This window comes from Caballeronia sp. Lep1P3, from assembly GCF_022879595.1.
Lineage (GTDB): Bacteria > Pseudomonadota > Gammaproteobacteria > Burkholderiales > Burkholderiaceae > Caballeronia.
Genome location: NZ_CP084265.1, coordinates 1,994,176 through 2,007,257, shown reverse-complemented (window position 1 = coordinate 2,007,257; position 13,082 = coordinate 1,994,176). Strand labels below are relative to the sequence as shown.

Here is a 13,082-nt window from a genome sequence, read left to right as displayed (position 1 = left end):
TTTGCTTTCTGCGCTTCTCGAAGCGCGTCCAGACCGCCTTTCATGCTCGAACTTTTTCAATCGAACCGTCACGAAACGCTTGCCGCCGCGCTCTTCGAAGACCTCGACGCATTCGCGATGCGCGAGAGCGATCCCTTCGCGAGCGAGAGCGTCATCGTGCCGAGCGCGGCCGTGCGCCGCCGGCTCGAGCTGGACATGGCCGAACGCTTCGGCATCTGCGCGAACGTGCAGTTCTGCTATCTCGCGCAGTGGCTGTGGGCGCAGATCGGCCGCGTGCTGCCGGTGCCCGCGCATTCGCCGTTCGCGCCGGACCGTCTCGCGTGGCGCTGCTACCGTCTCTTCGACGAGCCCGCGTTCAGGCAGGCGCCGCGGCTCTCGACGTATCTGAATGCCGCCGACGATTCCATGCGCTACGAACTCGCGCGCCGCATCGCGACCGTGTTCGATCATTACCTGACGTATCGCCCGGAATGGCTCACGCAATGGCAGGCGGGCGGCTCGATCCTCGCGGGCGGCGCAGAGACCGATGCGCGCGGGCCGCGTCTGTCCGGCGCGAGCGACATCCATCGTCAGGACGAGCGCTGGGAGGCCGAACTGTGGCGCGCGTTGCTTGCGGACCTCGCATCGGCGGGGGAAGAGCAGCATGCGGAGCACGACAAAGCGCACGACGCAACGCCGCCCGCGTACCGCTTTCTTGCCGAAGCGCCGGCCTTCGACCTGGAAACCGCGATGCGCGCAGCGTGGCCGCGCCGCATCAGCGTGTTCGCGCTGCCGACGATGCCGCCGCTGCATATCGCGTTGCTGCGCGAACTCTCGCGCTGGATCGACGTGCGCGTGTACGCGCTCAATCCGTGCCGCGAATTCTGGTTCGACATCGTGAGCAAGGCGCGCGTCGAGCAACTGGAACTGAAGGGCGAGGCGGACTTCCAGGAGGTCGGTCATCCGCTGCTCGCGGAATGGGGCCGGCAGACGCAGGCGCAGCTACACATGTTGCACGAGTTGACGGAGCGCGCGACATCGAGCGAGCGCGAACTCTTCGAGGAAAATCCTGCTCCGACGTGGCTCGCGCGCGTGCAGAACGGCATTCTCGCGCTCGACGAAGACAACGCCGCGCCGCAGCCCGGCGAGATCGCCGATGCGGGCATCGAGGTCCATGTCTGCCATAGCCTTTCGCGGCAGCTCGAAGTGCTGCACGACCGGCTGCTCGACTGGTTCGACGAGATAGAAGGTCTCGAGCCGTCCGATGTGCTCGTCGCGTTTCCGGATCTCGCGGTGGCGGGGCCGCTGATCGACGGTATCTTCGGCACGGCGCCCGCCGGCGCGAGCAACGAGCGGCGGCGCATTCCGTATCGCATCACGGGCTTGCCGCCGTCGCAGGCCAATCCCGTCGCGCGGGCGCTGCTCGACTGGCTCGCGCTCGCCGAACGCGGCGTCGGCGCGCCGGAGCTGATTGAATGGCTGCGTGTCGATGCGATCGCGACGCGCTACGGCATCGATGCGGCATCGCTCGAAACGGCGCAGGAATGGCTCGCGGCGGCGGGCGCCCGGCGCGGTCTGCGCCCGGACGAAGTGACCGGCGAGCATGTGCCCGCCGCGCGCCACACCTTTGCCGACGCGCTCACGCGGCTCTATCTCGGCTACGCGCTGCCGGGCGGCGGCGCGCCGGTCGCGGACTGGCTGCCGGTCGAAGGCGCGCAGGGTTCCGAGGCCGAACTGCTCGGACGCCTCACGCGCTTCATCGACGATATCGACGCCTTTGCAAAAGACATCGAAGCGCCGCGCACGGCGCGCGCGTGGGGCGGCTTGCTGCTCGACGCGCTCGCGCGTTTCTTCGATGCGGGCGTCGCGTTCAACGACGCCATCGGCGACGTCCGCCACGCCATCGACGCGCTGATCGCCGCAATCGACGAAGGCGCGCGCGACACGCAGGTGTCCGCGGCCGTGATCCGCACCGCGCTCACCGATACGCTCGACGATCCGGCGCGCGGCGGCGTGCCGTGGGGCGGCGTCACGTTTTCGTCGTTGACGAGCCTGCGCGGGCTGCCGTATCGCGTGGTGTGTCTGCTCGGCATGGACGACGGCATGCTGCCGAGCCTCGCGCGCGCCGACGAATTCGATCTGATGGCGGCTTTCGGCAAGCTCGGCGACCGCCAGCGACGCGACGACGAGCGCAATCTCTTTCTCGATCTCCTGCTCGCCGCGCGCGACCGGCTGATGATCGCCTACACCGGGCGCAGCATTCGCGACAACGCCGTGCTGCCGCCCGCCGCCTTGATCGACGAACTGCTCGACTATCTGGCGCAAGCGGTCGCGGGCGAGCACGCCGCGCCGGACGATCTCGCGAAGGCCCGCGCGCGCTTCGTCTTCGAACATCCGCTTCAGCCTTTCGCGCCGGAATATTTCGAGCCAGGCGGCCGGCTCTTCACTTACGAGCCGGAGCGCGCGGAGCTTGCGCGCGCGCTCGCGGCGGGGCGCACGCAGCCGGGCGCGCCGTTTTTCGCGCAGCCGCTGCCCGTTGAAGAGGACGAGGAAATCGTCCCGTTCGACGACTTCGTGCGCTTCTGGCGGCATCCCGCGCGCGCGTTGCTGCGTGACCGACTCGGCATCGCGCTCGTCGATGCCGAAGCCGAACTCGACATGACCGAGCCGTTCGAACTCGGCTTCGCGGGCCGCGATGCGCTCGCCGCGCGCGTGCTGCCCGCGCTCGTCGAAGCGCACGCGGACGCGGCGCATGGCGCGAGCCAGCGCGCACGCGATGTCGCGCGCACGAGTCCGGAAATGCCCGGCGGCGCGACCGGCGCGGTATGGCAGGCGCGCGAGATGCACGCGCTTTCGAGTCTCGCGGAGCGCATCCGCGCATCGGTGGCGGACGGGCAAGCGCGCCTGCCGTTCGTCTTCGACATCGCACCGCGCTGGCCCGACACGGGCGGCGTCGCGCTCTTCGGCAACCATGACGATGCGCTCGTCGATGAGCGGCCGTTCACGCTCGCCGGCACGCTCAATCGCCTGACGCCGCAGGGACAGGTGATCTATCGCTACGACGAGCCGCGCGCGCGCGATTACCTCTGCGCGTGGCTCGCGCATCTCGCGTATTGCGCGGCGCTTCCCGACGGCCCGCGCCGCACCGTCTGGCACGGACGCGGCGCGCGCTCGGCGGACTTCGAACTCGCGCCCGTCGAGCGTCCGCTCGCGCATCTGGGCGCACTCGCGGCGCTCTACCGCGCGGGACGCCGCATGCCGCTGCGCTTCTTTCCGAAGAGCGCGTGGCTGGAGATGAGCGAGGGCCGATCGAAGGCGCAAGCCGCGTGGGATTCCGAGCGCACGCGCGCCGAGTCCGATGATCCCGTCTATCGCATCGCGTTTCGCGGCGAACCGCTCACGCTCGACGAGCGTTTCGCCGCGCTCGCGCGCATCGTCTTCGAGCCGCTTCGCCAACATCTGCGGAGCGCCGCATGACGAGCATGGTGAACACACACGTCAGTGGCGAGATCGTGCAGGAACTCGACGTCTTTGCTTGCCCGCTCGATGGCGTGAGCCAGATCGAGGCGTCCGCCGGAACGGGCAAGACCTGGAACATCTGCGCGCTTTACGTGCGGCTCCTGCTGGAAAAGCGTCTGAGCGTCGAGCAGATTCTCGTTGTGACCTTCACGAAGGCCGCGACCGCCGAGCTGCACGAGCGCATTCGCACGCGGCTCGCGGGCGTCGCTCATGCGATCGAAAACGCCGATGCGGCGGGCGACCCGTTCATCGAACGTCTCTTCGAGACGACGCTCGAAGAGGTCGGTGCGGAAGAAGCGCTGCAACGCATCCGTATCGCGCTGCATAGTTTCGATCAGGCCGCCATCCACACGATCCACGCGTTCTGCCAGCGCGCGCTGCAGGAAGCGCCGTTCGCCGCCGCGATGCCGTTCGCGTTCGACATGGAAGCCGACGACAGCACGTTGCGCTTGGAGCTTGCCGCCGACTTCTGGCGCGAGCGCGTGGAGCCGGCTGCCGCACGCACGCCGTCGTTCGCGTCGTGGCTCGTCGCAAAAGGCGCGGGGCCGGCATCGCTCGATGCGCAGCTTGCGCGGCGTCTCAAGAAGCCGCTCGCGGAACTGCGCTGGGGCGGCATGGCAACCGAACAAGGCGATGCGGCCGATCCGCGCGCGCGCTTCGACGAAGCCTGCGCGTTGTGGAACGCGGAGCGCGGCGCCATCGCCCGGCTTCTCGCGGACGCGCAAGGCGCGCTGAATGGCCGCAGCTATAGCGCGAAGATCATCGAGGAAGCCATCGAAGCCTGGACCGCCTATTTCGCCGATGCCGACTGTCACGCGCAGCCGCCGAAGGAAGCGCTGAAACTCACGGCGGCGGCGCTCGCGAAGGGCACGAAGGTGAGACAGACGCCGCCCGCGCATCCGTTTTTCGAGCAGGCCGAGGCGCTCGCGGCGTCGGCGGCGGCAGCGGAGGCAGCGCAGCGCGCGCTGTGGCTCGACATCGTGCGCGAATGGCTGGACTACGCGCCCGCCGAGCTGTCGGCGAGAAAGCGCGCGCGCCGCGTCGTCTCGTTCGACGATCTGCTCTCGAATCTGCATCACGCGCTCGTCAGGCACGCGTGGCTCGCCGACGCACTGCGCGCGCGCTATCCGGCCGCGCTCATCGACGAATTCCAGGACACCGATCCGCTGCAATACGCGATCTTCAATCGCGTGTTCGCACCGCACGGGCCGCTCTTTCTCGTCGGCGATCCCAAACAGGCGATCTACAGCTTCCGCGCCGCCGACCTGCACACGTACCTCGCCGCGCGTCACGGCGCGAGCGCGCGCTACACGCTCGCGGTGAACCAGCGCTCGACCGCGCGCATCATCGACGCGTGCAACCGCGTGTTCGGCGCGAATCCGTCCGCGTTCATCCTCGACGGGCTCGGCTATCAGCCGGTGCGCGCGGGCACGCGTGCGCGCGGTCCGTTCGTCGACGAAACGCCCGCCGCCGCGTATTCCGATATCGCCGATTTCTGCGTGTGGATGCTGCCGCACGGCGAATCGGCGCTCTCCAAAGGCAACGCGCAGCGCGATGGCGCAGAGGCGTGCGCCGCCGAAATCGCGCGCCTGTTGCGCGGCGCGCAGCGCGGCGAAGTGCGTATCGGCGACAAGCCACTCTGCGCCGGCGATATCGCCGTGCTCGTTCAGACGCACCGGCAGGGCAGCATCGTGAAGCGCGTGCTGGCGGCGTGGGGCGTCGGCAGCGTCGAGCTTGCGCAGGCGTCGGTGTTCGGCGCGCTCGATGCCGAGCAGATCGAGCGCGTGCTCGCCGCCATCGATACGCCCGGCGACCTGCGCCGTCTGCGCGCCGCGCTCGCGACCGACTGGTTCGGTCTCGACGGAGCCGCGCTCTGGCGGCTCGAACATGCGGTGTCCGCCGCCGATGCCAACGACGGCGCGAACGATTCCACGAGCTGGGTCGAGCGCTTCTCGCGTTATCGCACGATCTGGCACGAGCGCGGCTTCGCGGTCATGTGGCGCACGCTCGCGCGCGAACTGTCCATTGCGGCGCGCCTCGTCGCGCGACCCGACGGCGAGCGCAGGCTCACGAACGTCAACCATCTCGCGGAACTGTTGCAGGCGCGTTCGGCGGAGCAGCCGGGCATCGCGCCGACGCTGCGCTGGCTCGCCGCGCAGCGCGCGCAGCAGGGCGGCGGCGAGGACGCGCAACTGCGTCTGGAGTCCGACCGCAATCTCGTGCAGATCGTGACGGTCCACAAGTCGAAAGGGCTGGAATACGCGGTCGTGTTCTGCCCGTTCCTGAACGACGGCGCCGCGCGCGATGCGTCGAAATCCGGGCTGCCGGACGCGAGGGAATATCACGACGACGCGGGCGTTGCCGTGCTGCACTACGGCATCGACGAGGACGAATCGAAAGAGGTGAGCGCCGCGATCGCGCGCGAGCAGGCCGCCGAGCGCGCGCGCCTCGTCTACGTTGCGCTCACGCGCGCGGTGTATCGCTGCTATGTGGTCGCGGGCGTCTATATCTCGAACGTGTCGAACAAGTCGACGAAGGAGTCGCGGCGCAGCGTGCTCAACTGGCTCGTTGCGGGAGCCGGTCAGGACTTCGACGCCTTCTGCGACGAGCCGCCCGACGAGGCGGGCATCGTCGCTGCGTGGCATGCGCTCGAGGCAGAGGCGCGAGGCGCGATCGGCGTGACGCCGCTGCCGGTCATCGAGTCGCGCGAGCCGCTCGCCGCCGACGACACCGACACGCACGACATCGACGCGCGCACGAACCGACGTCTTTTGCGCGACCGCTGGCGCATGGCGAGCTTCAGCTCGCTGATCGCGGCGGGCGCGCGCGACGAAGCCAATCAGCCGCAGGCCGTGGAAGCGCGTCCCGATCACGACGAACTCGCCGATCTCGACGCGCTGCCCGTGCAAGCCCCCGTCCCGCGCGAGGCGGCCGTGCTCGCCGACGACGACATCCTCGCGTTTCCGCGCGGCGCGGCGGCGGGCGAATGCCTGCATCGCATGTACGAACTCGCCGATTTCACGCAGCCCGCGACGTGGCGCGAGGTGATCGAGCGCGCGCTGCGTGAGCATCCGACGCCCGCGCCCGAGCCGCTCGCGCAACGTCTTCGCCCGATGATGCATCGCCTTCTCGCCGATACGCTCGCGGCCGAGATCGCGCCGGGCTTGCAGTTAGCGCGTGTCCCGACGGCGCGGCGCATGAACGAGCTCGAGTTTTTGTTTCCCGCGCCGTCGCTGGATTTTGCGGCGCTGCGGCGGATTCTCGCCGCGCACGGTTATCCGGACGTTGCGCTGGAAGCGGGCGCGCTGCGCGGTTTCATCAAGGGGTTCATCGACATGATCGTCGAGCACGACGGGCGCTACTGGATCATCGACTGGAAGTCGAATCATCTCGGCGATGCGCCCGAGGACTACCGCGCCGCGCCGCTCGCGCAGGCGATGGCGCATCACGCGTATCACTTGCAGGCGCTCGTCTACGTGGTCGCGCTGCATCGCTATCTGCGCGCGCGCGTGGCCGGCTACGAATACGAGACGCATGTCGGCGGCTATCTGTATTTGTTCGTGCGCGGCGTGCGTCCCGACTGGCGCGACGGCGACGCGGCAAGCGGCGTGCATCGCGGACGGCCGCCGCTCGCGCTCGTCGAGGCGCTCGACCGGGCGATGTCCGGAGGCGCGGCATGAGCACCATCGAAGAGAATCTGCCGGCATCGGCGGTCGCGGACGAAAGCGCGGCACTCGCGGAAGGCTTCGCACGGCGCATGGGCGAACTGTCGCGGCGCCTGGGCGCGAGCGAGCACGCGGCGTCGTGGGCAGAGCGGGCGGCGCTCGCCATCAGCCGGGCGACCGCGCTCGGACACGTCTGCATGCCGCTTGCCGCGCTCGCGCGCCGGCACGCCGCGCGCTTTCACGAGGCGCGCGACGCGCTGCTCGCAAGCGGCGTGGCGAGCCTCGCGCGCACGCGGCCGCTCATCCACGCGTCGCAGTTGCGGCCACTCGTCATCGACGAGGACGGGCGGCTCTATCTCGCGCGTTACTTCGACTACGAGCGCCGGCTCGCAGTGGCGCTCGTCGAGCGGGCGCGCGGGGCGCCTTCAGCGCTTTCGCCGCAGGAACTCGCGGTGCAGGCCGGGCGCATCGCACGCTATTTCGGGCCGGCTGCCGACGACGACATCGACTGGCAGCGCGTCGCCGCGCTTCTCGCGCTGGCGGGCCGGCTCACGATCGTGAGCGGCGGTCCGGGCACCGGCAAGACGACGACGGTCGTGGGCGTGCTCGCCTGCCTGCTCGACGCCGATCCGGACCTGCGCATCGCGCTCGCCGCGCCGACCGGCAAGGCCGCGCAGCGCATGCAGGAGGCGCTGATCGAGCGCGCGGACAAGCTGCCGCCCGCGCTGGCCGAGCGCCTGCCGCGCACGTCGTTCACGCTGCAGCGACTTTTGGGCGTGCGGCCGGACGGCGGCTTCCGGCATCATCGGGACAATCCGTTGCCTTACGACGTGATCGTGGTCGACGAGGCTTCCATGATCGACGTCGCGCTCGCGGCGCACTTGCTCGAAGCGGTCGCGCCGTCGAGCCGGCTCGTGATGCTCGGCGACAAGGACCAGCTTTCGGCGGTCGAGGCGGGCGCGGTTTTCGCGGAACTGAGCGCGCAGCCGGTCTTCAGCGAGTCCGGCGCGAAGGGAATCGCGCGGGCGCTCGCCGTGGACGACGCGCGGCTGCGCGCCGCGTTGCCGCGCGTATCGGCGAGCACGAGCGACGTTCCGCCGGCGGGGGATTCCAACGCGTCGCCCTTTGCCGGCGACGCGCCGAGCGAGCCGTCCGCGCCGCCCATGTTCGACGACGAAGGCTACGCCGACCTCTTCGCCACGATCGACACCGCCCCGCAGGACGACGACATGCCCGCGCCGGCCAACGACGCGCCGCTCACCGATTGCGTTGTCTGGCTCGCGCGGAACTATCGCTTCGGGCTGGATTCGGCGATCGGCCGCCTGTCGATCGCGATTCGCAACGGCGACGTCGAGGCGTGCCTCGCTGCGCTCGACGCGACGCAATCCGCCGCCGCACAGCATGACGCCGCCGCCGCGCCCGCCGCCGTCCTCATCGACGACGCGCATCCCGCGCTCACCGAGCGCACGCTCGCGCATCTTGCGAAGGGCTTCGGCGGCTACGCGGACGCGCTGTCGTCGGTGCTCGAAGCGCGCCGGGCGGCAGCGGGCGCGGCGCCGGAAGGCGAAGCCCGGCTCTTCGACGCGCTCAACCGCTTCCGCGTGCTCTGCGCCACGCGCAAAGGTCCGCGCGGCGTCGACGAGTTGAACGCGCGCATCGCGGCGAGCGTGCGCGAGCAGGCGGGCATCGCGCTTGCACTCGGAGCGCAGTGGTTCGCCGGACGGCCGGTGATCGTGACGCGCAACGACTACGCGCTCGGGCTTTTCAACGGCGATATCGGCATCGCGCTGCCGGGCGCGGACGGCGCGCTGCGTGTGACGTTCAGGCTCGCGGACGGATCGCTGCGCTACGTGTCGCCCGCCGCGCTGCCGCCACACGATACGGCGTTCGCGCTGACGGTCCACAAGTCGCAAGGTTCCGAATTCGATCATGCCGCGCTCGTCCTGCCGGCGGGTTTCGTGCGCGTGCTGTCGCGCGAGCTGGTCTACACGGCGATCACGCGTGCGCGCCGCCGCATCGAGGTGATCGGCTCGGCGACGATCTTCGCGCAGGCCGTCGATGCGCCGACGCGCCGCGATTCGGGCCTCGCGTCGAGAATGGCGCGGCTTGCTTTATCGAAGGAGTGAACGTGATGACCGATAGCCTCGCGATTGCGCCCGGTGAGATCGAACTGACGGCCGTTCGCGCGCAGGGCGCGGGCGGGCAGAACGTCAACAAGGTGTCGAGCGCGATCCATTTGCGCTTCGACATCCGCGCGTCGTCCCTGCCGGAGCACATCAAGGCGCGGCTGCTCGCGCTCGCCGACAGCCGCGTGACGCGCGATGGCGTCATCGTCATCAAGGCGCAGGAGCATCGCACGCAGGACATGAATCGCGCGGCGGCGCTCGCGCGGCTCGACGAACTCGTGCGCAGCGTGAGCGTCACGCGGCGCAAGCGCGTCGCGACGAAGCCGACGCGGGCATCGCAGGTGCGTCGCGTGGAAGGGAAATTGAAGCGCGGCGCGGTGAAGGCGGGGCGCGGGGCGGTGCGGGGGGAGTAGGGGCGGGTGGTTTCTAGGCGGCTCGTGGTTCGCCGGTGGATCGCCGGCGTGTGCCGGCAGCGTCTCAAGCGCGACGGACACTTTTGCTGCGCGCCTTTTCGAAAGGGAACCTGTGCGCTCAAACCGCGTTCGAGACGCCGCGCGCAACGTGCGTTACGGCGGCCTCGAACGCAGTTTTGGGTTTGGCGGATCGTCGTCCCGGAACGGCTTGCGCAGCGCTGGCTTGCGCGCCGCGAACGGCAGCCGCTTGACGATGCCCATTGCGAGCGCCGTTCCCGCCAGCACGCCGCCGCATCCTTCGATGCATGACGAGTCACACGCGCGCGGTTTCGGCTTCGACGAATCGCCGCTTGAAGCTGCTTACCGCCGCGCCGCCTTGCACCGCGAAATCGAAAACGGGCGCTTTCGATCAAATCGCCGCCCCCAGCCAACTCACCGCAGCGCCGCCTTGCGCGCCGAGAACGGCAGCCGCTTCACCATGCCCGTTGCGAGCGCCGTTCCCGCCAGCACCACGGCGCATCCTTCGAGCATCACAAGCGACACATGCTCGTCCAGAAATAACGCGCCCCACAAGATGCCGAAGAGCGGAATGACGAACGTGACGGTCATCGCGCGGGCCGGACCCGCCGACGCCACGATCCGGAAGTAGAGAAAATAGGCGATGCCCGTGCAGCACACGCCGAGCGCGATCACCGCGCCCCAGGCGTGCGCGGAAACCGGCGTCGCGGGCCAGCTCATCGCGGCAAGCGGCGCAAGCGCAACGGACGCGCCGATCATGCTTCCGGCGGCATTGGTCGTCGCATCGACGTCCATCAGATACTTCTTCGCGAAGTTGCCCGCGATGCCATACAGCGCCGATGCCGCGAGCGCCGCGCCCGCCGCCAGCATGCCGCGCAGGGGCAGTCCGGACGAAGCCGCGTCGTGCGCGCCTTGCGTCGCGATCTGGTTGAATACGAGCAGCAGCACGCCCGCGAATCCGATCGCCATGCCGATGGTGCGCATGGCGGTCAGGCGGTCCTTGAGCCAGAGGTAGGCGACGAGCGCGCCAAAGAGCGGGGTCGTCGCGTTGATGACGGACGTGGCGCCCGCCGAAAGCGTCAGTTCCGCGAACGCGAAGAGGCAGAACGGCGCCGCCGAATTGAGGATGCCGACGACGAAGAGCGGCACCGCGCGGGCGCGCATCGTCCTGAGCGTGGTGGAAAACGAGCCGCGCGCGAGCAGCATCGCGACGAGGAAGAGCGCGCCGATCCCGACGCGCACGGCCATGAGCGGCGCGACGCCGAACTCGGCGACACCCACTCGGATAAACAGGAACGACGCGCCCCACATGGCGGCCAGCACGATTAATTGCAACAAATTGACGATGGACATGGCGATGGACTTCAAGACTGCTGATTAAAAGTCCGCGCATGTTACACCGTGCGGCGAGCCGGAAGACCGAGCGATCGGGCAGGCTCGCGCCGGTGACGTGTGCGGTTCAGGGCGAACCGACACGTTACCCGCGATGGCTCATGCGAGCCTTGCTGTTTCATTCGAGGTCGGAGGCGCGCGCGGTACGTACATGACGACGCGCGCAGGGGTATCGGGTTGCCCGCGTTGCTCCGCGGGCGCACGAAGCGGAACCCCGCCCGACGGACATGGCACCGAGCCGAACCGCAGGAAACCCCGTTCAATGCGGCGGGATCATCCACGTCAGCACGTTCTGCTGCAGCCAGACGAGCACGCCGAGCAGGATGGTCAGCAGAATCGAATGCTTGAACGTCCGCGCAAAAACAAGCCCTTCCTTGCCCTTCAGTTCCGTGGTGGCGACGCCCGTCGAAATATTCTGCGGCGAGATCATCTTGCCCATGACGCCGCCCGAGGAGTTCGTCGCGGCCATCAGCACGGGATTCAGATTGAGCTGATGCGCCGCCACGACCTGCAGATTGCCGAAGAGCGCATTGCCCGACGTATCGCTGCCCGAGAGGAATACCGCGACCCAACCGAGGAACGCCGACACGAGCGGAAAGAACGGCCCGACAGAAGCCACGCCCAGGCCGAGCGTGTAGTTCATGCCCGAGTAGTTCATCAGATAAGCCAGCCCGACGATCGTCGCGACCGTGAGAATCGCGATGCGCGTCTGGATCCACGTATCGGCGATCGCCGCGCCGAATTGGCGCGCCGGCAGCTTGACGAGCGCCGCCGTGATGATCGCCGCGACGAGAATCGCCGTGCCGGTCGCGAGCGGCTGAAAGTCCCAGATCGCGCCATACGGCTGGTTATAGAGCGTGATGTAGACCGCCTTGTCGAGGCCCGGCCAGGGGACCTTCACATCGCCGATCATGAAGATCTTCGCCACCGTCCACACGATCACGACCACCGACACCACGATCCACGGCAGCCAGCCCTGCGCGCCCGGAACCGTCGCGCGCGTCTGCGCGAGGCGATCGACGTTCACGGCGAAGCGCTCGTCCGGCGCGGGCTTCCATACGCGCAGGAAAGCAATCGTGAGAATCAGCGAGACGAGCGACGAAAGCACGTCGGTCAGGGCATAGCTGATGTAGTTCGACGTCACGTACTGCGTGAGCGCGAACGCGCCGCCCGAGACGAGCAGCACCGGCCACACGCGCAGCATGTTGCGAAAGCCGGCGTAGATGCCGATCACATAGAACGGCAGGAAGAACGCGAAGAGCGGCAATTGGCGGCCGACCATTTTCGCGAGCGCGTCGGTCGGCAGGTGCGTGACGGCGCCGAGCACGGTGATCGGCACGCCGAGCGCGCCGAAGGCCACCGGCGCCGTGTTGAAAATCAGCGTGAAGGTGAGCGCTTCGAGCGTCGGGAAACCGAGCAGGATCAGCAGCGAACTGGTGATCGCGATCGGCGTGCCGAAACCGGAAATGCCTTCCAGCAGCGCGCCGAACGAGAAGCCGATCACGACGAGCACGATGCGCCGGTCGTTCGGAAGGTTATCGACCATCCAGAGGCGAAAGGCCTCGAATCGTCCGGAGCGTTGCGCGACGTTATAGAGCAGGATCGCGGCGAACACGATCCACATGACCGGCCACAGCGCGAAGACCGCGCCCGCCGCGACCGAATTCAGCGCGAGGCCGACCGGAAAGCCCCATCCCGCCACCGCGATGATCAGCGCGACGATCAGGCCGGCGAGCGATGCCTGCCAGGCGGGCCGTCTCGCCCAGCCGAGCAGCACCAGCACGACGACGATAGGCAGCGCCGCAACGATGAACGAGAGCGCCAGGGAATTCGCAATGGGGGTGAGTAGCTGATGGAACATCGGGTCTCCGTTTCTTGTGTTGGCGAGGCGGCGGCCGCGAGCCGCCATGCGCGTGGAGTGTCGTTGTTCCATCAGCGGGAGCGGCGGCCGCCGCTTTAAGCACCCGCAT

General features: G+C 68.8%; 6 protein-coding genes. 4 read left to right on the top strand and 2 right to left on the bottom strand.

What is annotated here, in order from left to right:
- Positions 1-42 precede the first annotated feature (42 nt).
- Genes recC through arfB form a run of 4 tightly spaced genes read left to right on the top strand, consistent with a single transcriptional unit; the run spans position 43 to position 9,702 of the window.
- Entirely contained in the window at positions 43-3,456 is a 3,414-nt protein-coding gene (gene recC / locus LDZ27_RS09405) for an exodeoxyribonuclease V subunit gamma (protein ID WP_244813841.1), read from the top strand.
- Positions 3,457-3,461: 5 nt separating this feature from the next.
- Positions 3,462-7,178 (top strand): exodeoxyribonuclease V subunit beta, encoded by a 3,717-nt coding sequence (recB, locus tag LDZ27_RS09400; RefSeq protein ID WP_244816100.1) that lies wholly within the window; start codon positions 3,462-3,464, stop codon positions 7,176-7,178.
- The gene (locus LDZ27_RS09395) at positions 7,175-9,289 is read left to right on the top strand and encodes an AAA family ATPase (protein ID WP_244813840.1); all 2,115 of its coding nucleotides are present in this window, start codon (positions 7,175-7,177) and stop codon (positions 9,287-9,289) included. The genes recB and LDZ27_RS09395 overlap by 4 nt, the downstream gene beginning before the upstream one ends.
- Before the next feature lie 5 nt (positions 9,290-9,294).
- Positions 9,295-9,702, top strand: coding sequence for an alternative ribosome rescue aminoacyl-tRNA hydrolase ArfB (arfB, locus tag LDZ27_RS09390; RefSeq protein ID WP_244813839.1), 408 nt, complete (start codon positions 9,295-9,297; stop codon positions 9,700-9,702).
- Positions 9,703-10,134: 432 nt separating this feature from the next.
- Here the strand turns inward: arfB and LDZ27_RS09385 are convergent, their stop codons facing one another.
- Together LDZ27_RS09385 and LDZ27_RS09380 are read right to left on the bottom strand one after the other, a co-directional pair.
- Positions 10,135-11,073 carry a DMT family transporter gene (locus LDZ27_RS09385; protein ID WP_244813838.1) on the bottom strand — a complete coding sequence of 313 codons (939 nt, stop codon included), beginning with the start codon at positions 11,071-11,073 and terminating at the stop codon, positions 10,135-10,137.
- 298 nt (positions 11,074-11,371) lie between these two features.
- A complete protein-coding gene (locus LDZ27_RS09380; RefSeq protein WP_244813837.1) occupies positions 11,372-12,973 on the bottom strand; it encodes an L-lactate permease in 1,602 nt (533 codons plus the stop codon).
- Positions 12,974-13,082: the final 109 nt, after the last annotated feature.